The organism is Actinomycetospora corticicola (assembly GCF_013409505.1).
GTDB lineage: Bacteria > Actinomycetota > Actinomycetes > Mycobacteriales > Pseudonocardiaceae > Actinomycetospora > Actinomycetospora corticicola.
Genome location: NZ_JACCBN010000001.1, coordinates 1,049,069 through 1,072,634, shown reverse-complemented (window position 1 = coordinate 1,072,634; position 23,566 = coordinate 1,049,069). Strand labels below are relative to the sequence as shown.

At 73.2% G+C, this 23,566-nt stretch carries 22 protein-coding genes; 14 read left to right on the top strand and 8 right to left on the bottom strand.

All coding sequences use genetic code 11. The features are described from left to right. Positions 1 to 2: 2 nt before the first annotated feature. On the bottom strand, positions 3 to 2,735 hold the full coding sequence (gene aceE, locus BJ983_RS05045; RefSeq protein WP_179792815.1) for a pyruvate dehydrogenase (acetyl-transferring), homodimeric type: 2,733 nt from the start codon (positions 2,733 to 2,735) through the stop codon (positions 3 to 5). 283 nt (positions 2,736 to 3,018) lie between these two features. On the opposite strand from aceE, the gene ppdK reads away from it, so the two are divergent. After that, entirely contained in the window at positions 3,019 to 5,694 is a 2,676-nt protein-coding gene (gene ppdK / locus BJ983_RS05040; RefSeq protein WP_179792814.1) for a pyruvate, phosphate dikinase, read from the top strand. On the opposite strand, the gene BJ983_RS05035 is transcribed toward ppdK, so the two are convergent. Continuing rightward, positions 5,619 to 6,662 (bottom strand): DMT family transporter, encoded by a 1,044-nt coding sequence (locus tag BJ983_RS05035; protein ID WP_179792813.1) that lies wholly within the window; start codon positions 6,660 to 6,662, stop codon positions 5,619 to 5,621. The genes ppdK and BJ983_RS05035 overlap by 76 nt on opposite strands. A gap of 83 nt (positions 6,663 to 6,745) precedes the next feature. Between BJ983_RS05035 and BJ983_RS05030 the strand changes: the two genes are divergently transcribed. Then, positions 6,746 to 7,639, top strand: a complete 894-nt coding sequence (locus BJ983_RS05030) for a LysR substrate-binding domain-containing protein (RefSeq protein WP_179792812.1) — start codon at positions 6,746 to 6,748, stop codon at positions 7,637 to 7,639. Next, on the top strand, positions 7,630 to 8,463 hold the full coding sequence (locus BJ983_RS05025) for an alpha/beta fold hydrolase (RefSeq protein ID WP_343053734.1): 834 nt from the start codon (positions 7,630 to 7,632) through the stop codon (positions 8,461 to 8,463). Before BJ983_RS05030 ends, BJ983_RS05025 begins: the two co-directional genes overlap by 10 nt. 9 nt (positions 8,464 to 8,472) lie before the next feature. On the opposite strand, the gene BJ983_RS05020 is transcribed toward BJ983_RS05025, so the two are convergent. Then, the gene (locus BJ983_RS05020) at positions 8,473 to 9,471 is read right to left on the bottom strand and encodes an LLM class flavin-dependent oxidoreductase (protein WP_179792811.1); all 999 of its coding nucleotides are present in this window, start codon (positions 9,469 to 9,471) and stop codon (positions 8,473 to 8,475) included. Between the two features lie 203 nt (positions 9,472 to 9,674). On the opposite strand from BJ983_RS05020, the gene BJ983_RS05015 reads away from it, so the two are divergent. Further along, positions 9,675 to 10,403 (top strand): DUF3159 domain-containing protein, encoded by a 729-nt coding sequence (locus BJ983_RS05015; protein WP_179792810.1) that lies wholly within the window; start codon positions 9,675 to 9,677, stop codon positions 10,401 to 10,403. Between the two features lie 18 nt (positions 10,404 to 10,421). On the opposite strand, the gene BJ983_RS30115 is transcribed toward BJ983_RS05015, so the two are convergent. Together BJ983_RS30115 and BJ983_RS05005 are read right to left on the bottom strand one after the other, a co-directional pair. Continuing rightward, positions 10,422 to 11,051 carry an acyltransferase gene (locus BJ983_RS30115; RefSeq protein ID WP_218890119.1) on the bottom strand — a complete coding sequence of 210 codons (630 nt, stop codon included), beginning with the start codon at positions 11,049 to 11,051 and terminating at the stop codon, positions 10,422 to 10,424. Between the two features lie 31 nt (positions 11,052 to 11,082). Next, entirely contained in the window at positions 11,083 to 12,756 is a 1,674-nt protein-coding gene (locus BJ983_RS05005) for a flavin-containing monooxygenase (protein WP_246325532.1), read from the bottom strand. 41 nt (positions 12,757 to 12,797) lie between these two features. On the opposite strand from BJ983_RS05005, the gene BJ983_RS05000 reads away from it, so the two are divergent. Further along, the gene (locus tag BJ983_RS05000; protein ID WP_179792809.1) at positions 12,798 to 13,934 is read left to right on the top strand and encodes an aminotransferase; all 1,137 of its coding nucleotides are present in this window, start codon (positions 12,798 to 12,800) and stop codon (positions 13,932 to 13,934) included. Beyond that, positions 13,931 to 14,656 (top strand): TIM barrel protein, encoded by a 726-nt coding sequence (locus tag BJ983_RS04995; protein WP_179792808.1) that lies wholly within the window; start codon positions 13,931 to 13,933, stop codon positions 14,654 to 14,656. Before BJ983_RS05000 ends, BJ983_RS04995 begins: the two co-directional genes overlap by 4 nt. 25 nt (positions 14,657 to 14,681) lie before the next feature. On the opposite strand, the gene BJ983_RS04990 is transcribed toward BJ983_RS04995, so the two are convergent. Beyond that, on the bottom strand, positions 14,682 to 15,197 hold the full coding sequence (locus BJ983_RS04990; protein WP_179792807.1) for a hypothetical protein: 516 nt from the start codon (positions 15,195 to 15,197) through the stop codon (positions 14,682 to 14,684). A 27-nt stretch (positions 15,198 to 15,224) separates the two neighbouring features. Next, positions 15,225 to 16,079: a 3-hydroxyacyl-CoA dehydrogenase family protein gene (locus BJ983_RS04985; RefSeq protein ID WP_179792806.1), complete on the bottom strand. Its 855-nt coding sequence runs from the start codon at positions 16,077 to 16,079 to the stop codon at positions 15,225 to 15,227. A 125-nt stretch (positions 16,080 to 16,204) separates the two neighbouring features. Between BJ983_RS04985 and BJ983_RS04980 the strand changes: the two genes are divergently transcribed. The 3 genes from BJ983_RS04980 to BJ983_RS30495 all read left to right on the top strand — a co-directional run bounded on the left by BJ983_RS04980 (position 16,205) and on the right by BJ983_RS30495 (position 18,956). Then, positions 16,205 to 16,618, top strand: a complete 414-nt coding sequence (locus BJ983_RS04980; protein WP_179792805.1) for a DUF1761 family protein — start codon at positions 16,205 to 16,207, stop codon at positions 16,616 to 16,618. A 64-nt stretch (positions 16,619 to 16,682) separates the two neighbouring features. Then, on the top strand, positions 16,683 to 17,309 hold the full coding sequence (locus BJ983_RS04975) for a TetR/AcrR family transcriptional regulator (protein WP_179792804.1): 627 nt from the start codon (positions 16,683 to 16,685) through the stop codon (positions 17,307 to 17,309). 120 nt (positions 17,310 to 17,429) lie between these two features. Continuing rightward, positions 17,430 to 18,956, top strand: coding sequence for a DUF222 domain-containing protein (locus tag BJ983_RS30495; protein WP_179792803.1), 1,527 nt, complete (start codon positions 17,430 to 17,432; stop codon positions 18,954 to 18,956). Positions 18,957 to 18,964: 8 nt separating this feature from the next. Here the strand turns inward: BJ983_RS30495 and BJ983_RS04965 are convergent, their stop codons facing one another. Further along, on the bottom strand, positions 18,965 to 19,672 hold the full coding sequence (locus BJ983_RS04965; RefSeq protein ID WP_179792802.1) for a glycerophosphodiester phosphodiesterase: 708 nt from the start codon (positions 19,670 to 19,672) through the stop codon (positions 18,965 to 18,967). Between the two features lie 101 nt (positions 19,673 to 19,773). Here BJ983_RS04965 and paaA point away from each other — a divergent pair, with 101 nt between their 5' ends. From paaA to paaE, 5 genes are read left to right on the top strand one after another with little or no spacing between them, the layout of a single operon-like run. Beyond that, positions 19,774 to 20,745 carry a 1,2-phenylacetyl-CoA epoxidase subunit PaaA gene (gene paaA, locus BJ983_RS04960; protein ID WP_179792801.1) on the top strand — a complete coding sequence of 324 codons (972 nt, stop codon included), beginning with the start codon at positions 19,774 to 19,776 and terminating at the stop codon, positions 20,743 to 20,745. A gap of 2 nt (positions 20,746 to 20,747) precedes the next feature. Beyond that, positions 20,748 to 21,092 (top strand): 1,2-phenylacetyl-CoA epoxidase subunit PaaB, encoded by a 345-nt coding sequence (gene paaB / locus BJ983_RS04955; protein ID WP_372460348.1) that lies wholly within the window; start codon positions 20,748 to 20,750, stop codon positions 21,090 to 21,092. Further along, complete coding sequence (gene paaC, locus BJ983_RS04950) at positions 21,089 to 22,003, top strand: 1,2-phenylacetyl-CoA epoxidase subunit PaaC (protein WP_179792800.1); 915 nt, start codon at positions 21,089 to 21,091, stop codon at positions 22,001 to 22,003. Before paaB ends, paaC begins: the two co-directional genes overlap by 4 nt. 5 nt (positions 22,004 to 22,008) lie before the next feature. Then, on the top strand, positions 22,009 to 22,506 hold the full coding sequence (gene paaD, locus BJ983_RS04945) for a 1,2-phenylacetyl-CoA epoxidase subunit PaaD (protein WP_343053732.1): 498 nt from the start codon (positions 22,009 to 22,011) through the stop codon (positions 22,504 to 22,506). Further along, positions 22,506 to 23,561 carry a 1,2-phenylacetyl-CoA epoxidase subunit PaaE gene (gene paaE, locus BJ983_RS04940; RefSeq protein ID WP_179792799.1) on the top strand — a complete coding sequence of 352 codons (1,056 nt, stop codon included), beginning with the start codon at positions 22,506 to 22,508 and terminating at the stop codon, positions 23,559 to 23,561. The genes paaD and paaE overlap by 1 nt, the downstream gene beginning before the upstream one ends. The last annotated feature ends 5 nt before the right edge of the window (positions 23,562 to 23,566 follow it).

Below are 23,566 nucleotides of genomic sequence, written 5' to 3'. Positions count from 1 at the left end.
CGTCAGGTGTGCGCGGGAGCGGGGCGCTCGGGGTCGATCTCGTATCTCGCGATGGCGTCGGCGACCACCGAGGCCTCGATCTTCCCGTCGCGGGCCAGCGCGTGGAGGGCGGCGACGGTGACGAAGCGGCGGTCGACCTCGAAGAAGTCCCGCAGGGCCGCGCGGTAGTCGGAGCGCCCGAACCCGTCGGTGCCGAGCACCTCGTAGCGGCGCCCGACGACGAACTGGCGGATCTGGTCGGGGAAGGCCCGCATGTAGTCGGTCGCCGCGACGACCGGACCCTCGGGTCGCGTCTCGAGCTGCTGCTCCACCCACGACTTCCGGGGCTCCGACGTCGGGTGCAGCAGGTTCCAGCGCTCGGTGTCGATCCCGTCGCGGCGCAGCTCGGTGAAGCTGGGCGCGCTCCACACGTCGGCGTCGACCCCCCAGTCCGAGGAGAGCATCTCGGCCGCGGCGAGCACCTCGTTGAGGATCGTGCCCGAGCCCATCAGCTGGACGCGGGGCTTCGCGGACGCCTTCGAGCGCGACCGCTTCGCCGGGGCCGGGGCGCCCTCCTGCAGCAGGTAGAGCCCCTTGATGATCCCCTCCCGGGCGGCCGCCTCGGCGGCGTCGTCGCCCAGGCCCGGCAGCGCCGGGTGGTGGTAGTTCTCGTTCATCAGGGTCAGGTAGTAGAAGACGTCCTCCTGCTCGGCGTACATCCGCCGCAGGCCGTCCTGGACGATCACCGCGACCTCGTGGGCGAAGGTCGGGTCGTAGGACACGCAGTTCGGGATCACCGACGAGAACAGGTGCGAGTGCCCGTCCTCGTGCTGGAGGCCCTCGCCGTTCAGCGTCGTGCGGCCGGCGGTGCCGCCGAGCAGGAAGCCACGGGCGCGCAGGTCCCCGGCCGCCCAGGCGAGGTCGCCGACCCGCTGGAACCCGAACATCGAGTAGTAGATGTAGAACGGGATCATCGGGACGTCGCTGGTGGAGTACGCCGTCGCCGCCGCGATCCAGGACGACATCGCGCCGAGCTCGTTGATGCCCTCCTGGAGCAGCTGCCCGTTCTCCGCCTCGCGGTAGGACATCAGCTGGCCCTCGTCCTCGGGCGTGTAGAGCTGCCCGACCCGGGAGAAGATCCCGAACTGCCGGAACATGCCCTCCATGCCGAAGGTGCGGGACTCGTCGGGGACGATCGGGACGACCCGCTTGCCGATCTTCTTGTCCCGCAACAGCGTGTTGAGCACGCGCACGAACGCCATCGTCGTGGAGATCCTCCGGTCCCCGGAGTCGGCGAGCTGGGCGCCGAACGCCGAGAGCTCGGGCACCTCGAGGGACTCCGAGCGGGTCCGGCGCTGCGGGAGCGAGCCGCCGAGCGCCGCACGGTGCTCGCGGAGGTAGACCGCCTCCTCCGAGTCCGGCTCGAAGCTCAGGTAGGGCAGCGAGGCGATCTCGTCGTCGGAGATCGGCAGGTCGAAGCGGTCGCGGAAGATCGTGAGCTGCTCGCCCGCCATCTTCTTCTGCTGGTGGGAGATGTTCTGGCCCTCGCCGGCCTCGCCCATGCCGTAGCCCTTGACCGTCTTGGCCAGGATGACGGTGGGGCGGTCCTTCTGGGCCGTCGCGGCCGCGTAGGCGGCGTAGATCTTCGACGGGTCGTGCCCGCCGCGGGTCAGACCCCAGATCTCCTCGTCGGACCAGTCGGCGACGAGCTCCGCGGTCTCCGGGTAGCGGCCGAAGAAGTGCTCGCGGACGTAGGCGCCGTCCTTGGACTTGAAGGTCTGGTAGTCGCCGTCGACGCACTCCTCCATGAGCTGGTGGAGCCGGCCGGTGGAGTCCCGCTTGAGCAGCTCGTCCCAGCGGCTGCCCCAGATCACCTTGATGACGTTCCAGCCGGCGCCGCGGAACAGACCCTCCAGCTCCTGGATGATCTTGCCGTTGCCGCGCACCGGGCCGTCGAGCCGCTGCAGGTTGCAGTTGACGACGAAGACCAGGTTGTCGAGACGCTCGCGCCCGGCCAGCGAGATCGCACCCAGCGACTCCGGCTCGTCCATCTCGCCGTCGCCGAGGAAGGCCCACACGTGCCGGTCGGCGGTCTGCGCGAGGTCACGGCCGTGCAGGTACTTGAGGAAGCGCGCCTGGTAGATCGCCATGAGCGGGCCGAGCCCCATCGACACCGTGGGGAACTGCCAGAAGTCCGGCATCAGCCACGGGTGCGGGTACGACGACAGGCCCTTCCCGCCGGTCTCCTGCCGGAAGGCGTCCATCTGCTCCTCGGAGAGACGGCCCTCGAGGAACGCGCGGGCGTAGATGCCGGGCGAGGAGTGCCCCTGCATCATCACCAGGTCGCCGCCGTGGTCCTCCGACGGCGCGTGCCAGAAGTGCTGGAAGCCGGTGTCGTAGAGCGTCGCCGCGGACTGGAAGCTCGCGATGTGCCCGCCGAGCTCCGAGGACTCCTTGTTCGCGCGCAGCACGGTGGCCACCGCGTTCCAGCGGATCGCCGAGCGGATGCGGTGCTCCACCGCCCGGTCCCCCGGGTGCGGCGGCTCGTCCTCCACCGCGATGGTGTTCACGTAGGGCGTGGTCGCCGAGTACGGGACCGGCGCGCCGGCCCGACGGGCCTGGCCGATCAGCTCGTCGAGCAGGTCGTGGGCGCGCTGCGGACCCTCGACCGCCAGCACGGACTCGAGGGCCTCGCGCCACTCGTCGGTGCCCTCGGGGTCGGGGTCGCGCTGCGGGTCGCTGGAGTCGGAGAGCATGCGGAGCAGTCCTCGTTGATCGCTTGCCGGTCAGGGGTGTCCTGAGCGACCCACCCTGCCGTGCGCGCCGTCACGACGGAAGCCGGACGGACCCGCGCCTGAGCCTTCCTTGAGCTTCGACCGGGTTACCGACGGGTTGGATCACAGTGGGATGCATGGCGGTCGGGCGACGGGACCACTGGATCGCTCCCGAACGGGGGTGTCCTCCTCCTCCCACGGTGGCTTCCGCCCGCTCGACGTGTCAGGTTTCCCCGGTGGTGTCGGCGCACGGGAGGGCTGGGCGATGACCAAGTTCGTGTACGACTTCGCCGAGGGCGACAGGAGCCAGCGCGACCTGCTGGGCGGCAAGGGGGCGAACCTCGCCGAGATGACCAACCTCGGCCTGCCGGTCCCGCCCGGGTTCGTCATCACCACCGACGCCTGCCGCGCGTACCTCGCCGGGGGCGCCGAACCAGCGGGGATGGCCGACGAGGTCTCCGAGCACCTCGCCGCCCTCGAGGCCACGATGGGCAAGCACCTCGGCCAGGCCGACGACCCGCTGCTGGTCTCCGTCCGGTCCGGGGCGAAGTTCTCGATGCCCGGGATGATGGAGACCGTCCTCAACGTCGGGCTGAACGACTCCTCGGTGCACGGCCTCGCCACGCAGGCCGGCGACGACCGGTTCGCCTGGGACTCCTACCGCCGCCTCGTGCAGATGTTCGGCGCGACCGTCCTCGGGATCGACGCCGAGCACTTCCACGACGCCCTGGAGGCCGCCAAGGCCGCCAAGGGCTCGAAGAACGACCTCGACCTGGACGCCGGCGACCTCGCCGCCCTCGTCGAGACCTACAAGGGCCTCGTCCGCGAGCACGCCGGGCGGGACTTCCCGCAGGAGCCGCGCGAGCAGCTCGACCTCGCCGTCCGCGCGGTGTTCGACTCGTGGAACTCCGAGCGCGCGAACATCTACCGCCGCCAGGAGCGCATCCCGGCCGACCTCGGCACCGCCGTGTCGGTCTGCTCGATGGTCTTCGGGAACCTCGGGATGGACTCCGGCACCGGCGTCGCGTTCACGCGCGACCCGGCGTCGGGAACCCGCGGGGTCTACGGCGACTACCTGCAGAACGCCCAGGGCGAGGACGTCGTCGCGGGCATCCGCAACACGCTCCCGCTGACCGACCTCGAGGGCCTCGACAAGAGCTCCTACGACGAGCTCATGGGCATCATGACCACGCTCGAGCAGCACTACCGCGACCTCTGCGACATCGAGTTCACCATCGAGCGCGGCAAGCTCTGGATGCTGCAGACCCGCGTCGGCAAGCGCACCGCGGCCGCCGCGTTCACCGTCGCGACGCAGCTCGTCGACGAGGGCCTCATCGACCTCGACGAGGCGTTGCTGCGCGTCACCGGGCACCAGCTCGCGCAGCTGATGTTCCCCCGCTTCGACCCGGACGCGGAGAAGGAGCTCCTGACGACGGGGATGAACGCCTCCCCCGGCGCGGCCGGCGGGGAGGCGGTCTTCGACTCGGAGACCGCGATCGCGTGGGCCAAGCGCGGCGAGAAGGTCATCCTCGTGCGGCGCGAGACGAACCCCGACGACCTCGGCGGCATGATCGCCGCGGAGGGCGTGCTCACCAGCCGTGGCGGGCGGACCTCGCACGCCGCCGTGGTCGCCCGCGGCATGGGCAAGACCGCGGTCTGCGGCGCCGAGGAGCTCGAGGTCGACGTCCGCGGGAAGAAATTCACGACGGCGTCGGGCCACGAGGTCGTGGAGGGCGACGTCATCGCCATCGACGGCACGTCCGGCGAGGTCTACCTCGGCGAGATCCCGGTGTCGGCGAGCCCCGTCGTGTCCTACCTCGAGACCGGGGAGATCGATCCCGACGACGAGCTCGTCGTCGCGGTCGACCGGATCATGGCCCACGCCGACGCCCGACGACGGATGAAGGTCCGCGCCAACGTCGACACCGGCGAGGACGCGGGGCTGGCCCGCCGGTTCGGCGCCGAGGGCATCGGGCTGTGCCGCACGGAGCACATGTTCCTCGGCGAGCGCCGCTCGCTGGTGGAGGACCTGGTGCTGGCGGAGACCCCGGAGGAGCGCGAGAAGGCGCTCGCCGCGCTGCTGCCGATGCAGATCGAGGACTTCACCGCCCTCTACCGCGCGATGGCCGGGCTCCCGGTGACCATCCGCCTGCTCGATCCGCCGCTGCACGAGTTCCTGCCCGACCTCACCGAGCTGTCGGTGGAGGTCGCGGTCGCCCGCGAGCGCGGGGAGCTGACCGACGAGCAGGAGGCGCTGCTGGAGAACGTGCGCCGCCTGCACGAGCAGAACCCGATGCTCGGCCTGCGCGGCGTCCGCCTCGGCATCCAGGTCCCGGGCCTGTTCGCCATGCAGATCCGCGCCATCACCCGGGCCGCGGCGACGTTGGCCGCGGAGGGCGTGAACGTCCTTCCCGAGATCATGGTGCCGCTGGTCGGCACCGTGCAGGAGCTGCAGGCGGTGGCGGCGGAGATCGCCGAGGTGGTGCAGGAGCCGGAGTCGCTGGTCGACGGCGCCCCGGTCGAGCACCAGGTGGGCACGATGATCGAGCTGCCCCGCGCCGCGCTGGTGGCCGCGCAGATCGCCGAGGTCGCGCAGTTCTTCTCGTTCGGCACCAACGACCTCACGCAGACGACGTGGGGCTTCTCCCGCGACGACGTGGAGAGCTCGTTCTTCTCGGCCTACCTCGACCACGGCATCTTCGGCGTCTCGCCCTTCGAGTCCCTCGACACGGTGGGCGTCGGCGAGCTCGTCGAGATCGCCTCGTGGCGCGGCCGGGAGGTGCGTCCGGGCCTCAAGCTCGGCATCTGCGGCGAGCACGGCGGCGACCCCGACTCGGTGCACTTCTTCCACCGCGCCGGCCTGGACTACGTGTCCTGCTCGCCGTTCCGGGTGCCGGTCGCCCGGCTCGAGGCCGGCCGGGCGGCGGTCGAGCACGGGTAGCCCGGCACCTCCTGGGTGCACGCAATGCGTCGCTGCTTGCACCCAGGGTCAGGAAATCCGGCACCGTCGCGCGCGGCCCGGCTGCGCCCCCGCGACACCGCCACCCCGACCAGGCAGAGCGCACCGCCGACGAACGCGAGCGGTGCGGGGACCTCGGCGAGCAGCAGCCAGGACAGCGCGACGACGAGGGCCGGCACGGCGTAGGTGGTCGAGGCCAGCCGCCCGGCGGTGGTGCGGGACAGGGCGTAGCCCCAGGCCAGGAACGCGACCGCGGTCGGGAAGAGGCCGAGGTAGACCACGGTGAGCGCGGTGCCGGTCGGCGCCGCGGACAGGTCGCGGGCGAGCGACGGCGCCCACGGCGCGGTGACCAGCGTGCCCGCGAGCGACCCCAGCCACGTCATCGTCAGCGCGTCGGTGTGCGCGAGCAGCCGCTTCTGCGCGACCGCGGCCCCGGCGTAGAGCACCGCGGCGGTCAGCCCCAGCGCGACCCCGACGGTGTCGGCCCGCCCGCCCGGCCCCGCCACCGCGATGAGGACGACGCCCCCGAAGGCGATCGCGACCCCGACGAGCAGGCGACGCGGGAACCCCTCCCCGAGGAACAGGCCCGCGAGCAGTGCGACGAGCACCGGGGCCAGGTTCACGAGCAGTGCCGTCGTGCCCGCGTCGAGATGGGTCTCGGCGGCGTTGAGGGCGAGGTTGTAGGCGCCGAACCAGGCGACGCCCCAGGCCGCGACGGCGGCGAGCCGCCGTCCGCGCGGCATCGTCGGGAGCCCCCGGAACAGCACGACAGCGGTGAGGGCCGCGCTCGCGACCAGCATGCGCCCGAAGGCGAGGGCCCCTGGCTCGACGTCGTGCCCCGCGCTGCGCACACCGACGAAGGCGGACGCCCACAGCAGCACGGTGACCCCCGCGGCGAGCGCCGGGCGGAGGTCGTCCCGACGGCGGGTCGGGGCGGTCGAGGTGCTCATGGCACCGAGCCTGCGCCCGCTCGACCGGGAAGCACCAGCGAAGAGTCCTTCACGACGATTCAGCGTGACTGTACGGTCGGCGGGTGCTCGACACCCAGCGGCTGCGCGTGTTCCGGTCGGTCGTGGCCAGCGGGACGGTGGCCGCGGCCGCCGACAACCTCGGCTACACGCCGTCGGCGGTCAGCCAGCACATCACCGCGCTGGCACGGGAGACCGGGCTGAACCTCTTCGAGCGCGTCGGACGAGGCCTGCGTCCCACGGCGGCCGGGCTGGCGCTCGCCGACCAGGCCGACGCGGTCCTGGCCCGGCTCGGCGAGGCCGAGGCGGTGGTCGCCGACCTGCGGGCGGGCCGCACGGGCACCGTCTCCCTCGGCTACTTCGCCTCGGCGGGGTCGGCCTGGCTGCCGCACGTGGTCACCCGGTTGACCGGCGAGTTCCCCGACGTCCGCCTCGACCTGTCGTTGCTCGAGTACCTCCCGGACGACCCCGCCCACCGGCCCGACCTCCAGGTGGCCGTGGCGCGGCCGGGCTGGACGCCGCGGCCCGGCTTCACCGCCCACCACCTGCTCGACGACCCCTACGTCGCCGTCGTGCCGCGCACCCACCGGCTGGCCGGGGTCGCGGAGGTCGAGCTCGCGGAGCTGGCGGGCGAGCAGTGGGTCGACAACGACGCCGCGCAGGGGGCGTGCCGGGCCGTCCTGCTCGAGGCCTGCACGGCCGCGGGGTTCGCCCCGTCGTTCCACGTCGAGGCGGCCGACTACCCCACGGCGATCGCCTTCGTGGACGCCGGGATCGGCCTGACGGTGCTGCCGGTGCTCGGGACGCGGGCGCTCCCGGCCGGGCTGTGCACCGTCCGGGTGGTGCGTCCGACCCCCGTCCGGTCCATCATGGCCGTCCTCCGGGACGCCGCCGCGCACACGCCGCCGGTCCGCGCCGCCCTGGAGACGTTGAGGGGGGTGGCGGCGACGTGCGCGTGACGACCGACGACGGGGTCGGCCTGGCCGTGTACGACACGGGAGGAGACGCCGCGCAGCGGACGCCGGTCCTGTTCCTCCACGAGTTCGGGGGCGACCACCGCTCGTGGTCGCCGCAGTTCGGTCTCCTGGCCGAGCGGTACCGCTGCATCACCTACGACGCGCGGGGCTACCCGCACTCCGACGTCCCGACCGACCCGGCCGCCTACTCGCAGGACCGGGCGGTGGCCGACGCGGTCGCGGTACTCGACGCGCTGGGGATCGAGCAGGCGCTCGTCGTCGGGAACTCGATGGGCGGGTTCGCGACCCTGCACCTCGGGCTGACCCGCCCCGACCGCTGCGCCGGGCTCGTCGTCGCGGGCTGCGGCTACGGGGCGGCGCCGGAGCGCGCCGCGGCCTTCCGGGCGGACGCCCTCGCGCTCGCCGACGCCTACGAGCGGGACGGGTCGGCCACCGTGGCCGCGGACTACGGCAACCGGCCGGCGCGGCTGCCGTTGCGCGAGCGGGATCAGCACGCCCACGACGAGCACCTGCGCATCCTCGCCGAGCACGACCCGGTCGGCGCGGCGCTCACCATGCGCGGCGTCCAGGCGTCCCGGCCGTCGCTCTACGACCTCACCGACCGGCTGGTGTCGATGACCGTGCCGACCCTGCTGGTCGTCGGGGACCGCGACGACGAGGCCATCGACGCGACGCTGATGCTGCGCCGCACGCTCCCGGTGGCCGACCTCGCGGTGCTCCCCCGCGCGGGGCACCTGACCAACCTCGAGTACCCCGAGATCTTCACCCGCCTCGTCGAGCAGCACGCCCGTCGCGCGGCGTCCTGACGACGGGAGCTACGACTCCACGCCGGCCGCCGCCTCGTGGAACCGCGCCAGCTCCGAGCGGGTGTCGGGACCGCACGGCTGGTAGACGATCTCGGTGACGCCGCGGGCGCCCAGCTCGGCGAGGCGCCGTCGGACCTCGTCGCGGGTGCCGCTGAGCGTCGCGTCGCGCACCATCACGTGGCCGCCCGCGTCCCACGCGGCCCGGTCGGCCTCGTTGAGCTCCACGCAGTGCCCGGCGTGCACCGCGAGGTGCCGCTCGTCGGGCGACGTCCGCTCCACGACGTCCATCCACGCCGCCCCGCCCGGGAGCTCGCGCACCGCGTCGGCGCCCGCGAACTCGTAGGCGCCGTGGTAGGCGAGCGCCCACCCCGGTCCGGCCGCCACCCGCGCGTGGTCGGAGTCCTGCGGCTCGTCGTCGTCGAGCACCGTGCCCCAGGCCAGGTAGGGCACCCAGGAGTACTCGGTCATGAAGTCGGGCTGCTGCAGCGTCACGAACAGGCCGTCGCCGAGCTCGTTGGCGACCTTGTTGCCCTTCGGCCCGAGGGCGCCGACGAGGACCGGGACCTCGACCGGCCGGGCCGGCGCGTGGCCGTCGGGGTGGAGCATCCGCATGCGGGCCCCCTCCCACTCGATCACCTCGCCCGCCAGGAGCGCGCGGTAGGCCCGGATGTAGGCGTCCATGAACGACCAGGTGATCGCCCCGTGTCCCATGGCGCGTCGGCCGGTGAACCCGGTCCCGAAGGCGACCGCGACCCGGCCCGGGGCCAGCGCGGCGAGGGTCGCGGTGCCCGCGGCGTTGACCATCGGGTGGCGCAGGCTCGGCACCAGCACGCCGGGGCCGAGGCCGATCCGCTCCGTCCGCTGCGCGGCCAGCGCCAGGGTCATCCAGACGTCGGGGCTCTGCTGGGGTGTGTCGTAGATCCAGGCACGCTCGTAGCCGAGCTCCTCGGCCACCGCGATGTCGTCGGGCGTGCTCAGGGCGGTCGGGAAGGCACAGGACACCTGCACGGGGTCCTCCTCGTCGCTGAGGTCGGCTCCGGCGACGGCCGGGCTGCGCCACCGTCGTGCGAGCGTGCCACGTCGAGGTGCCCGCGGACGACCCCTCCTGGCCGGGGTGGACCGTCCAGCCGGGGATCGGGAGGCCGTGGTTGTCGCCCAGGGATCCGGCGACGGTGAACGGGACACACCACCCGAAGCGGACGGAGCTCCCCGTGCCGAACGACCTCACCCCCACCGCGTCGCCCACGCCGATCGCAGCGCTCGACCCGACGGCCGCCGTCCCCCTCGAGCGCGGGTCCGACGAGCCGGTCGCCACGACGGAGACGACGGCGGGGGCGACGACGCTCGCCTCGGCGATGCGGGACGCCCTGGCGCGCTCGGGTGGCGTCGTGGGCATCCTCCTCGCCGCGGCCCCCGCTGCCGCGTTCGTCGTCGCCGATGCCCTCGGCGGTCTCGGGTGGGCGTTCGTCGCCCTGGCCGTTGCAGCACCGGTCACGTTCGGCGTGCAGCTCGCCCGCCGAGAACCGCAGCGCGGCGCGCTGGTCGGCCTGGCGGTCGCCGGGGTGTGCGCCGGCCTCGCGGCGTTCTCCGGGGAGGCCCGCGCGTTCTTCCTGATCCCGACCCTCCTCCCGGCCGTGCTCGGGGTGCTGTTCCTCGGGTCCGCCCTCCTGCGCCGCCCGGTGACCGGCTCGCTGTTCAACCGCCTCGTCGGCGGCCCCGCCGACTGGCGCAGCCACGCACGCCTCCTCCGCGTCTACACGGTGACGACCCTCGCCGGGGCCGTCCTGCACGCGCTGAACCTCGCGGGCCGGGGCGTGGCCTACGTCGCCGACCAGCCCGCCGTGCTCGCCGTGCTCGGGGTCGCCGCCGTCCCCGCGTTCGCCGCCCTCGCGGCGGTCACCGTCGTCGCCGCCCGTCGTGCTGTCTCCCGCACCGCCTGAACCGTCGGGACGCCGCCCTCACGTCCACACGACGTTGCGGCGGACGACCTTCGCCGGGCACCCGGCGAGCACCGTGCCGGGCTCGGTGAACACCCCCGCGACGACGGCTCCGGAGGCGACCGAGGTGTCGTCCGGGATCACCGAGCCCTTGAGCACCGTCGCGCGGGATCCGATCCACACGTGGTCGCCGATCGTGATCGGCGCCCCGGTCGGGCGCACGTCCCCGTCGATGATCACCTCGTGGAAGTCCTCGTCGAGCAGTTGGACGTCCCAGGAGATCGCGCAGTCGTCGCCGATCGTGATGCCGTTCATGGCGACGATGCGGGTGCTCGGGGAGAAGTAGGTGCGGTCGCCGATCGACAGCGTCGCTCCCTCCCCCACCGTCCAGGCGGCGCCCACCCCGACCTGCACGTTGCCGCGCAGTTCGAGGTCGCCGTCGAGCCGGAGGAGGCCGCCCTCGTCGCCGCGCGCGAAGCCGAAGGCGTGGGTGCCCAGGCGGAGCCGGGCGCTCGGGGTCGCGAGACGGATGTGGTCGCGGTGGCAGACCCGGAAGTGCCGGGACGCCGTGATGCGACCCGGATGGCCCAGCGCGAGCGTCCGCCACGGCGAGACCCGGAACTCCCCGACGACCTTCTCGGTCCAGCTCATGACTCGATCGTCGGTCGAGACTGTGTCTACGTTACACAGCGTGACGATTCGCGAGGTTCGTCCGGTTCTCCGCCAGACCGAAGCCCGGGTAGCCCGCCGCGGCCTCGTCGTCGCAGGTGGCGCGGTACCGGGCGTAACCACCGGCGTAGGGCAGGAACACCCGCGCCTTCCCGGGCACGTTCGCGCCCAGGTACCAGGAGCTGGCCGCCTGCGGCAGCAGCGTGGCGTCCGCCGCCCGGGCCACCTCGGACGCCCACGTCGCCTCCGCCTCGGGCGTCGGCTCGGCGTGCTCGCCGGTCGCGCGCAGCCGCTCCAGGAGATCGGCGATCCAGTCCACGTGCTGCTCGATCGCGGTCGGCATGTTCGTGAGCACCGACGGGCTGCCGGGTCCGGTGACGGTGAACAGGTCGGGGAAGCCGGCGACGCCGAGGCCGAGGTGGGTGCGTGGACCCTCCCGCCACGCCTCGCGCAGCGACACCCCGTCGCGTCCTCGGATGTCGAAGGAGAGGAGCGGGCCGGTGAGGGCGTCGAAGCCGGTCGCGAAGACGAGGACGTCGAGGGGGTGCTCGGCGCCGGACTCCAGCCGCACCCCGTCCGGCGTGATCGCCGCGATCGGGTCCGCCTTCACGTCGACCAGGGACACGTTCTCCCGGTTGTAGGTCTCGAAGTAGTGGGTGTCGATCGGCGGGCGCTTGGTGGCGAAGGGGTGGTCCCGCGGGGTCAGCGTCTCGGCGGTCGCCGGGTCGTGCACCGTCTCGCGGATCTTCTCGCGGAGGAACTCGCTGGTGTCGGCGTTGACATCGGGGTCGCTCAGCACGTCCTTGACCGCCGCCCGGAACCGGAGCCCGCCCCGTTCCCAGGCGGCGTCGTAGAGCGCTCGACGCTGGTCGGCGGGCAGGTCCAGGATGTCGACGTCGGACAGGACGAAGGGGTGGCCGTTGGTCGAGCCCTGCTGCACCCGCCGGATGGCCGCATAGTCGGACTTCGTCGCCGTCATCTCCTCCTCGGAGAGCGGCGCGTTCCGAGCGGGGATCGAGTAGTTCGCCGTCCGCTGGAACACCGTCAGGTGCCCCGCCGCCTCGGCGAGCACCGGGATCGCCTGGATGCCGGTGGACCCGGTCCCGACCACCCCGACCCGTCGTCCGGACACGTCCACGCCCTCGTGCGGCCAGCGTCCGGTGTGGTGCCACTCCCCCGCGAAGTCCGCGAGCCCCGGGATGTCCGGCACGTTCGCGGCGGACAGGCAGCCGACCGCCGTGACCAGCCAGCGGCATCGTCGGGACGTCCCGTCCTCGCTCGTCACGGTCCAGCCCGCGCCGTCCCACGCGGCCTCGGACACCCGGACCCCGAAGGCGATGTCGCGGCGCAGGTCGTAGCGGTCGGCGACGTGCTCGAGATAGCCGCGGATCTCCTCCTGCCCCGGGTAGCGCTCCGTCCAGCGCCACTCCTGCTCGAGCTCCGGGTCGAACGAGTAGCAGTAGTAGTAGCTCTCGGAGTCGCAGCGGGCGCCCGGGTACCGGTTCCAGTACCAGGTGCCGCCGACCCCGTCGGCCTGCTCGAGCACCTGCACCGAGAACCCGCGCGAGCGCAGCCGGTGCAGGGCGTAGAGGCCGGAGAACCCGGCGCCGATCACGATCACATCGGTGTGCCCGCCATCACCGTCGCCCATGTCCTCGAGGGTGCCCCACGGGCGCGCTCCCGGCATCCTGGCTCCATGACCACCCCGTCGCTCCGCTCGCCCTGACCGTGCGCCTCTCCTCCCGCGTCGCCGCCGGCGTCGACTCGCCGATGGCCGCCGCCTACGACGGCGTGGGCCGGGCGGGCGGCCACCGACCCCTGCTCGACCTCGCCCGCGCCGCACCCGCCTACCCGCCCGCCCCGGAGGTCGTCGAGCACGTCGCGGCCGTCGCCGAGGACGCGCGCTACGCCGCGCAGGCCGGACTGCCCCACCTGCGGGAGGCCTTCGCCGCGGATCTGCGCGCCGACCACGGCGGGGACGTGACCGCCGACGACCTGGTGGTCACGGCCGGCTGCAACCAGGCCTTCTGCCTGGTCGCCGACGCCCTCTGCGAGCCCGGCGACGAGGTGCTCGTGGCCCGCCCGACCTACTTCAACCACGCCATGTGGCTGCGCATGCGGGGCATCGAGCCGGTGACCGTGGAGCCCGACGCCTCCTTGACCCCGCACGCCGCCGACGCCGAGGCGCTCGTCTCGCCGCGCACCCGGGCGATCGTGCTCGTGACGCCGGGCAACCCGAGCGGCGTCGACATCCCACCCGGGGAGCTCGCGGCCTTCGCCGACCTCGCCCGTCGTCGGGACCTCGCCCTGGTCCTCGACGAGACCTACCGCGCCTTCCGCTCGGTCGGCCCGCACACGCTGTACTCCGCGGCCGACTGGCGCGACACCGTGGTCACGCTGCACAGCTTCTCCAAGGACCTCGCGTTGGCCGGGTACCGCGTCGGCGCGCTCGTCGGGGGCGAATCGCTGCGTCGGCAGGCCCTCAAGCTGCTCGACTGCGTCGCCATCGGGGCGCCCCGCGTCGGGCAGGAGGCGGCGTGGGCCGGTCTGACCCGCGCGCAGGGCTGGCGGACCGAGCGGGCGGCCGAGGTGGCGGGGCGGCGGGACGCGTTCGCCGCGGCCATGCGCGAGCGGCCGGGTGGGTTCGAGGTCGTCGCGCTCGGCGGGTTCTTCGCCTGGGTCCGGCACCCGCGCGCGGTGTCGCGCACACCCGACGTCGTGCAGGCCCTCCTCCGCGACCAGGACGTGCTGGTGATGGCGGGCAGCGACTTCCAGGCGGTCGACGACGGGACGATGCGGTTCAGCGTCGGCAACCTCACCGACGTCGACGACCTGGCGACCCGGCTGACGGAGTTCGGCGCGTGAGCCTCGCCGTGAACGTGTCCATCCGGTACCCCGACGTCCCGGTGCTCGAGCGGCCCGCGCGCGCCCGCGCGGACGGCTTCACCGTCGTCGAGTCCTGGTGGCCCTTCCCGACGGCAGGTCCTGCCGCGGCCGAGGTGGACGCGTTCTGCTCCTCCGTGACCGATGCCGGCGTCGAGCTGATCGCGATGAACCTCTTCGGCGGCGACATGGCCGCCGGTGAGCGCGGGATCGTCGGGGACCGCCCGGCGGAGTTCGCCGACTCGCTCGCGGTCGGGCTGGAGATCGGACGCCGGCTCGGAGCGCGCATGCACAACACGCTGGTCGGCCGGGGCCCGGTGTCCGACGTGGCGGTGGAGCGGCTGGCCGAGGCGTGTGCGACGGCCGCGGCGCAGGGCTCGGTGCTGCTGATCGAGCCGTTGTCGGCCATGGCCGACTACCCGGTCCTGACGACGAACGACGCGTTCGCGCTGGTCGAGCGGGTGGGCGTGGGGGCGGGGGTCCTGGCGGACCTCTACCACCTGGCGGTCAACGGCGAGGACGTCGACGCGGCGATCGCGGCCCGCGGGGCGGAGTTCACGCACGCGCAGATCGCGGACGCGCCCGGCCGGGGCGCCCCGGGGACGGGGTCGTTGCCGCTCGCCCGGTGGCTACGGTCGTTGCGGGCCGTGGGCTACGAGGGGTGGGTGGCGCTGGAGCATGTGCCTGCGGCAGGTGAGCACTGAGGGTCGTTACTGCGACCTTTTCTGCTCACGTGGCGAAGCCACCCTCGAGCAGGACCCGCAGCAGGAGCACGACGAACCCGACCCCGAAGGCGCCCACGGCCCCCAGGACCGCGCCCCACCACCGGCGCAGCGCCCGCCACCCGCCGACCCCGCCGAGCACGACCAGGGCGATCCAGCTCAGGTCGATCGTGATGTGCGCCGACTCCACCGGACCCGCCGCTCCGGCGAAGCCCGTCCCCGCGACGACGGCGACCACCGCCAGCGGCCCGAGCCCCGGCAGCAGGTACTGCGCCGCGTGCCCGGTCAGCCCGAGCACCCGTCGTCGGGAAGGGAGGGCGTGCTCGGCGTGGACCGCCTTGAGCGTCGTCGCGAACAGGTGCGCCGCGAAGGTGGCGAGGAGCGGGCCGAGGCTCAGCGACAGGACGTCCCGGAAGTCCGACACGCCGCGGTCGATCGCCAGGGCCAGCACGGTCATCATCACGACCGTGCTGTTCACCGCCGGCTCCACGTCCAGCGCGAGCCGGCGCCCCGTCGTCGTCATGGGCCGGACGCTAGCCAGCCGTGCGGGTCATTCCCAGGTGTGGAAGCCCTGTCCGCTCTTGCGCCCGAGCTCCCCGCGCTCCACCTTGTCGCGCAGGAGCTGCGGTGGGGCGAACCGGTCCCCCAGCTCGGTCGCGAGGTGCTCGGCGATCGCCAGCCGGACGTCGAGCCCCACGACGTCGGTGAGCTTCAGCGGCCCCATCGGCCACCGGTAGCCGAGCTCCATCCCGGTGTCGATGTCCTCGGCGGTCGCCACGCCCTCCTCGACCATCCGGATCGCCTCGAGCCCGACGACGAGCCCGAGCCGGGAGGTCGCGAAGCCCGGGGAGTCGTCGACGACGATCGGGGTCTTGCCGAGGTCGCCCACCCACTGCCGCGCCTGCTCGACGACGGAGTCGGCGGTCTGCGGGGTCCGGATCAGCTCGACGAGCTTCTGTGCGGGCACCGGGTTGAAGAAGTGCATGCCGATGACGCGGTCGGCCGGCAGCTCGGCGCCGATCGCAGCCACCGACAACGACGACGTGTTCGACGCCAGCACGGCGTCCGGGCACCGCTGCGCCACCTCGCCGAGGATCCGCTGCTTGAGGTCGATCTTCTCGGGCACGGCCTCGACGACGAGGCCCGCGTCGGTCGGCAGCTCCCCCGCCCCCACGACGAAGGTCGTGCGCTCCAGGAGCGACTCGACGCTCTCGCCCTCGGGCAGCTTCCCGCGGTCCGCCGCTCCCTGCAGGCTCGTCCCGACGGCGGATCGGGCCGCCTCCACGCGCTCGTCGTCGCTCTCCACCACGGCCACCCGCGTGGCACCCGCCGTCAGGAGGACGTGGGCGATGCCCGCGCCCATCGTGCCGCCGCCGATCACGCCGACGCTCTCGGGAATCGTCATGCGCAGACCTTGGCGCAGATCCGCGGATCGGGCCGAACGAGACTTGTCAGTTCCGGAACCGATCAGTATCGTTACTGGCAGAGCAGCCGCCGCCGGCCCGCTGCCCCAGGGGAAGAGGAATCCTCGTGCTCCAGGCGTTCTCGAACATCAACTGGCTCGCCGTCGCGATCGCGTCCGTGGTCTCGATCGGACTCGGCGGTCTCTGGTTCGGCCTCGTCGCCGCGAAGCAGTACGTGCGAGTGCTCGGTCGGGAGGGGCAGCCGGCGCCGCAGCAGCGGACGGTCGACGCCGTCGGCCCGCTGGTCTGCATCGTCGTCGTGGTGCTCACCAGCGCGGTGCTCGTGGCCGCACTGCAGCTGAGCACGGCGACCGACGCGGTGGTCTTCGGCCTCGTCGTCGGGATCGGCTACCTCCTCGCGATGACCTTCCAGATCGCGATCAACCCGAACTTCCCGCACCCCCTGCGCTACGGCGCGCTCAACGCGCCCTACTTCCTGACGACGAGCCTGGTCACCAGCCTCGCGCTCGTCCTGATCTGAGGTGACCGCCCCGAGGCCCCGGCTCCGTGCCGGGGCCTCGGCGCGTTCGGGAGGATGGGCCGCGATGACCGACGACTCCGCTCCCCGCGCCCGCGGTGGTCGCCCCCGCGACGCGAGCCGGGACACGGCGATCCTGACGGCGGCGCTCGAGGTCCTCGCCGAGCACGGCTACGAGCGCATGACGATGGACCAGGTCGCCCGCCGCGCCGGAGCGGGCAAGGCGACGCTCTACCGCCGCTGGCCCTCGAAGTCGGATCTGGTCGTGCAGGCCGTCGCGCAGTTCGACCGGATGCCGACCCTCGACGAGCTGCCCGACACCGGCAGCCTGCGCGGCGACCTCCTCGCTCTCATGCGCCCGCAGACCCCCGACGACGAGCGACGCACACTCGCCCTCGCGTCGGGGATGGCCTCGCTGCTCCCGGCCGATCCGGCGCTGGCCGAGGTTGCGGGCACCGCCCTGGTCGAGCCCTTCGTCGCCTCGCAGCGGCTGCTCATCCGGCGCGCGATCGAGCGGGGCGAGGTCCGGGACGACGTGGACGTCGAGACGATCGCGTTCGTGACCCCGTCGATGACCGCGTTCCGCCTCATCGTGCAGCGCAAGCCGATCGACGTGAACCTGCTCGCCCGACTCGTCGACACGGTGGTGCTGCCGGCGTGTGGCCTCCGGCCAGGTGAGCACGAGAAGCCCTGACACCGTGTCCGGACCGCCGCCGTTGCTCCGATCGTCAGGACCAAGCCTGTCGAACGCTACTCGAACATACGTTCGAACAGCGGATGTTCCTCCAGGTCAGCGGCCCGTAGACTGATCGACGTGAGCGTGGGTGCGGCAGACGAGGCGGTGATGGAGCGGGCGCGGGGCGCGATGACCGCGGCCCGGCTCGCCGAACACGCCCTGCTCGCCGCCATCGGCGACCTCGCCGAGACCGCCGCCTGGACCACCACCGGACACCGCGACCTCGGCCGCTTCCTCGAGGAACTCTGGCGCGTCGACCACGCCCACGCCGCCCACCTGCTCCGCCACGCCGAACAGACCCTGCAGATGGTCGCGCTCTCCGGGCAGGAACTTCCGCCCCGGCTCCCGGCCTCGGCGCAGGCGGCCGCCGAGGGTGCAATCGGCGAGGAACACCTCCGTGTGCTGGTGCGCGCGATGGACCGCGTCCGGTCGATCGAGGACATCGAGCCCGAGCAGGTCGCCGCCGCCGAGGACCTCCTCGCGCAGACCGCCCGACAGCTCTCCCCGCGCGGCCTCGAACGCGTCGCCGCACGGCTGCTGGCCACCCTCGACCCCGACGGCATCGCCCCCGGCGAACCCGACGAACCCGACGACGAATGGCTGCTCGTCCACCGCCGCGACGGCAGCCTCGCCTTCACCGGCCACATCCACGGCGCCGCCGACGTCGAACTGCTCCTCGAAACCCTCGACGCCCTCGCCGGACCCGCCGGCCCCGACGACACCCGCCCCCTCGGTGCCCGCCGCGCCGAAGCCCTGCTCGACCTCTGCGCCGCCGCCCACACCGGAACCGGACCCATCGACCCCCACGACCCCGAACCACGGACTGAGGCGACCGGCGGGAGCGCAAAAGCCGACGAGGACCCCGACCCGTGGCCGACCGGCCCCGCGGACTTCCGCGAAGCCGACGGCGAGGACTCCGACCTCGACCGCCGCCACGGCCGCCTGCAACTCGTCCCTGACGACCTCGACGGGAACGACGTCGGCAGTCGGCCCGCGGACGCCGACACAGCGACCCGACGCCAGAGCCCCAGCACATCGGATGCGCCACCAGCGCCGACCACGACGCCGCCAGGAGCCCACCGGGCTGAGCGGCTCCCGATCCCCGCCCGCGCCCAGATCGCGCTCACCATCCCGCTGGACTGGCTCCGCGGCCAGGTCGGCCACGCCGCATTCGACACCGGCCGCCCCCTCGACCCCGCCACCGCCCGCCGCCTCGCCTGCGACGCCCAAATCCTCCCCGTCGTCCTCGGCACCCGCAGCGAACCCCTCGAACTCGGCCGCGCCACCTACGCCGTCACCGAAGCCCTCCGCCGCCTGCTCACCATCCGCGACCGCGGCTGCGCCCACCCCGGCTGCACCCGCCGACCCCGCCGCTGCCACGCCCACCACATCCGGCACTGGATCGACGGCGGCCCCACCGACCCCGACAACCTCGTCCTGCTCTGCCGCTACCACCACCACCTCGTCCACCACGGCGGCTGGGAGATCCACATGCTCTCCGGCCGGCCCTGGTTCATCCCACCCCTCTGGATCGACCCGGACCGACAACCCATCCCCGGCGGCGGCAACCCACCGGAGAGTCCGCCCGGCACCGTGGCCGCCTGACAGTCGGGTCAGCGGTGCCCGACCAGCAGATCCCGCACCATCGCGGGCCGGTCGGTGATGACGCGGTCCATCCCGAGGTCGACCATTCGCCGCATCGTTGCGCCCTCGTTGACGGTGAACACCCCGGGCGACATCCAACGGTCGCGGATCGCGGCGACGAGGTCAGCGGTCATCGCGCGGTAGTCGACGGTGACCAGCTGCGCGTAGGTCGCGATGTCATCGAGCAGCGCCGCGTCGGGGGCGGCCGCCAACAACTGCCCGACGGTGACGCCCGGCGCGTCGACCGGCCGCACCGCGGAGGCGTCGAACGACATCACCACGGCGGGCCGGCCGGCCAACGCCGCGACGACCTCGGCGGCGATTCCCGGGTACAGCCACGGGTCCTTGAGCTCGAGGAACAGCTCCAGGTCGCCGGCGGTGTCGAGGAGCTCGGCCAACGTCGGGATGCGCTCCCCCGCCCCGGCGTCCAGCGTCCGCAGCTCGGTGGACGTGAGGGAGCCCAGGAGCCGGTCGGCGAGAGCCGGGCCGGCGTCGGTGGTGCGCCGCGGCGTCGCGTCGTGGTGGAGCACGAGCACGCCGTCGGCGGTGCGCTGTACGTCGACCTCGATCCCGTCGGCGCCCTGCCGACGCGCCTCCTCCACCGCGGCGAGCGTGTTCTCCGGGGCGTCGGCCGAGGCTCCACGATGGGCGATCACGGCGGGCATGGGGTCGGGCATCGCGCCATCCGACCAGAGCCGTGTGACGGCGAGGCGAACGGCTTGCGTCCACCACGCGAGTCGGGCACCATCGGTAACCGAACGAACATTCGGGAGGGCTTGTGGACCGGGACGAGCAGCAGCTGGCCGAGGCGTTCGACGCCACCGTGGCCGCCGAGGGCCGGATCGAGCCGCGGGACTGGATGCCCGAGGGCTACCGGAAGACGCTGATCCGCCAGATCGCCCAGCACGCGCACTCCGAGATCATCGGCATGCAGCCCGAGGGCAACTGGATCCTCCGCGCCCCCAGCCTGCGCCGGAAGGCCATCCTGCTCGCGAAGGTGCAGGACGAGGCCGGCCACGGGCTGTACCTGTACTCGGCCACCGAGACCCTCGGCGTCGACCGCACCGAGCTCACCGAGAAGCTGATCGACTCGAGGCAGAAGTACTCGTCGATCTTCAACTACCCGACGCTGACGTACGCCGACATCGGCGTCATCGGCTGGCTCGTCGACGGCGCCGCGATCTGCAACCAGGTCCCGCTGTGCCGCTCCAGCTACGGCCCCTACGCGCGGGCGATGGTGCGGATCTGCAAGGAGGAGTCGTTCCACCAGCGGCAGGGCTTCGAGCTGCTCATGACGCTGATGGCGGGCACCGACGCGCAGCGCGAGATGGTGCAGGACGCGGTCAACCGCTGGTGGTGGCCCTCGCTCATGATGTTCGGCCCCGCCGACGGCGACTCCCCCAACACCCAGCAGTCGATGGCGTGGCGGATCAAGCGGCACACCAACGACGAGCTGCGCCAGCGCTACGTCGACATGTCGATGCCTCAGGCCGAGGCGCTCGGGGTCACGTTCCCCGACCCGGAGCTGCGCTGGAACCCCGAGCGCGGGTCGTACGACTACGGCGCCATCGACTGGGACGAGTTCACCGCCGTCGTGAAGGGCGCGGGCCCCTGCAACGCCCAGCGCCTCGCCCACCGTCGCGCCGCGCACGAGGGCGGGCAGTGGGTCCGCGACGCGGCCTCCGCCTACGCCGCGAAGCAGGCGGAGCGCGCGGCCCGCCGTCAGGAAGGGGAGGTGGCGGTCGCATGAGCATGGCCGACGACGTCACCGCGCACCCCGAGGGCGAGCCGGACATCCGGCCCGGCGTCACCCCCGACCGCACGTGGCCGCTCTACGAGGTGTTCGTGCGCGGCAAGCGCGGGCTGAACCACGTGCACGTCGGGTCGCTGCACGCCCCCGACGACCACATGGCCCTGCACAACGCCCGCAACCTCTACACGCGGCGCAACGAGGGTGTGTCGATCTGGGTGGTGCGCGCCGACGCGATCACCGCGTCGAGCCCCGACGAGAAGGACCCGTTCTTCGCGCCGTCGGGCGACAAGGTCTACCGCCACCCCACGTTCTACGAGATCCCCGAGGACGTGCCGCACCTGTGAACGATCACGTGTTCGACGGACTCGCCGACGCCGACCACGACGGCCGGTGGGCCTACGGCGCGGGCTTCGACGAGACGGTCGTCGAGGTCACCGCACCAGCTCCCGACGGCGTCGACCGCGAGGACCTCGCCGCCTACTGCCTGATGCTCGCCGACGACGCCCTCGTCGGGAGCCAGCGCCTCTCCGAGTGGGCGACGCACGCCCCGGAGCTCGAGGAGGAGGTCGCGCTCGCGAACATCGCGCTCGACCTGCTCGGCCAGGCCCGGGTGCTGCTCTCGCGCGCCGGTCACCTCGGCGCGGCGGAGCGCTTCCGGACGCCAGGTCTCGCCGCCGGTCTGTCCGACGAGGACGTCCTCGCCTACTTCCGGGACGACCGGTCCTTCCGCAACGTCACGCTCGCCGAGATGGACCTGGGCGACTTCGGGCGGACGATGGCCTGGATCCTCGTCTACTCCTCCTGGCGCCTGGCCCTCATGACGACGCTGCGGGGCTCGGCCGACCCGGTGCTCGCGGCCGTCGCCGCCAAGGCCGTGCCGGAGCTCGCCTACCAGCGCGAGTACGCCGCGGGGTGGGTCGTGCGCCTGGGCGACGGGACCGACGAGTCGCACCGGCGCATGCAGGCCGGGCTCGACGACGTCTGGCCGTTCGTCACGGAGCTGTTCCTGGCGCACCCGGTCGAGACCCGGCTGGTCGAGGCCGGCGTCGCGGTCGACCCGGCGTCACTGAAGGCGTCGGTGGACGCCGACCTCGCGCAGGTCCTGCCGGTCGCGACGCTCACCGAGCCGACCCGACCCGCCGTCGGGCTGGTCGGCGGCCGCGGGGGCCGGGACGGCGTGCACACCGAGTCGCTGGGGCGGGTGCTCGCCACCATGCAGTCGCTGGCCCGCGCGCACCCGGACGCGACGTGGTGAGCGGGGTGGACACGGTGGACGCGGAGCTCTGGCGGGCCGCCGCCGAGGTGACCGACCCCGAGATGCCGATGCTGACCCTCGCCGACCTCGGGGTGCTGCGCTCGGTCTCGCAGGACGACGGGCACGTCACCGCCACCATCACGCCCACCTACGCCGGCTGCCCCGCCCTCGACGCGATGGCCGCCGACCTGCGCGAGCGGCTCGCCGTCTACGGGGAGGTCGAGGTCACGGTGACCCTCACCCCGCCGTGGACCACCGACCTCATCTCCGACGAGGGCCGCCGCAAGCTCGCCGAGGCCGGCGTCGCGCCGCCCGACCACATCGGCCCGCGCTCGACCGGCCCGGTCGCGCTCACGCTGGCGGCCCCGCCGAAGCGGGTCGACTGCCCACGCTGCGGCAGCGCCGACACCGAGGAGCTGTCGCGCTTCGGACCCACGGCCTGCACGGCGCTGCGCCGGTGCCGCGCCTGCTCCGAGCCGTTCGAGCACATGAAGGACATCTGATGACCGCCACGCTCGACACGGGCTTCCACGCCCTCCGGGTCGCGGCCGTCGAGCACCTCACCGACGACGCCGTCGCGATCACCTTCGACGTGCCGGCCGATCTGCGCGAGCACTACGCCTTCCGCGCCGGGCAGTACCTGACGCTCTCCCACGACGGCGAACGTCGCTCCTACTCGATCTGCGCCCCCGAGGGCGCTGCGCCGCGGATCGGCGTGCGACGGGTGGAGACCGGGCTGTTCTCGGGGTGGCTGGTCGACCGGCTCGCCGTCGGCGACACCCTCGAGGTCGGACCGCCCGACGGGCGCTTCTCGCCCGATCCGCAGCCGGGCGAGCACCACACGTTGATCGCGGCCGGCTCGGGTATCACCCCGGTGCTCTCGATCGCCGCGACCGTGCTCGCCGCGCACCCCGACACCCACGTCACGCTGCTCTACGGCAACCGCCGGGCCGACACGGTGATGTTCGCCGAGGAGCTCGCCGATCTGAAGGACCGCTACCGCGCGCGGTTCCAGCTCGACCACGTGCTCTCCCGCGAGCCCGTCGAGGCCGAGATCTTCGCGGGCCGGCTCGACAGGAACAAGCTCGGGGAGCTGCTCCGCTTCCTCGTCCCGACCCCGCAGGTCGACCACTGGTGGCTGTGCGGTCCGCTGGAGATGGTGACCGGAGCGCGGGACCTGCTCGACGAGCTCGGCATCGGGCGGGAGAAGGTCCACGCGGAACTGTTCTACGTCGACTCCCCGCCGCCGCAGCCGGTGCGCCACGAGGACGCGCCCGCCGAGGGCGCCACGGCGACGATCGTGCTGCACGGGCGCAGCGTCACCGCGACGATCCCGCCCGACTCGTTCGTGCTCGACGCGGCCCAGAAGGTGCGGTCCGACCTGCCCTTCGCCTGCCGGGGTGGCGTGTGCGGGACCTGTCGCGCCAAGGTCGTCACCGGCGAGGTGGCGATGCAGCGCAACTTCGCGCTGGAGGACTCCGAGGTCGAGGCCGGGTTCGTGCTCACGTGCCAGTCGGTCCCGGTCTCCGACGAACTGACCATCGACTACGACGTCTAGAGGTG

Bases quoted from the DNA above. Each gene is read 5' to 3' on its own strand.
- aceE (WP_179792815.1), bottom strand. From the start codon at position 2,735: ATGCTCTCCGACTCCAGCGACCCGCAGCGCGACCCCGACCCCGAGGGC.
- ppdK (WP_179792814.1), top strand. From the start codon at position 3,019: ATGACCAAGTTCGTGTACGACTTCGCCGAGGGCGACAGGAGCCAGCGC.
- BJ983_RS05035 (WP_179792813.1), bottom strand. From the start codon at position 6,662: ATGAGCACCTCGACCGCCCCGACCCGCCGTCGGGACGACCTCCGCCCG.
- BJ983_RS30115 (WP_218890119.1), bottom strand. From the start codon at position 11,051: ATGAGCTGGACCGAGAAGGTCGTCGGGGAGTTCCGGGTCTCGCCGTGG.
- BJ983_RS05005 (WP_246325532.1), bottom strand. From the start codon at position 12,756: ATGCCGGGAGCGCGCCCGTGGGGCACCCTCGAGGACATGGGCGACGGT.
- BJ983_RS04990 (WP_179792807.1), bottom strand. From the start codon at position 15,197: ATGACGACGACGGGGCGCCGGCTCGCGCTGGACGTGGAGCCGGCGGTG.
- BJ983_RS04985 (WP_179792806.1), bottom strand. From the start codon at position 16,079: ATGACGATTCCCGAGAGCGTCGGCGTGATCGGCGGCGGCACGATGGGC.
- BJ983_RS04975 (WP_179792804.1), top strand. From the start codon at position 16,683: ATGACCGACGACTCCGCTCCCCGCGCCCGCGGTGGTCGCCCCCGCGAC.
- BJ983_RS04965 (WP_179792802.1), bottom strand. From the start codon at position 19,672: ATGCCCGACCCCATGCCCGCCGTGATCGCCCATCGTGGAGCCTCGGCC.
- paaB (WP_372460348.1), top strand. From the start codon at position 20,748: ATGGCCGACGACGTCACCGCGCACCCCGAGGGCGAGCCGGACATCCGG.
- paaE (WP_179792799.1), top strand. From the start codon at position 22,506: ATGACCGCCACGCTCGACACGGGCTTCCACGCCCTCCGGGTCGCGGCC.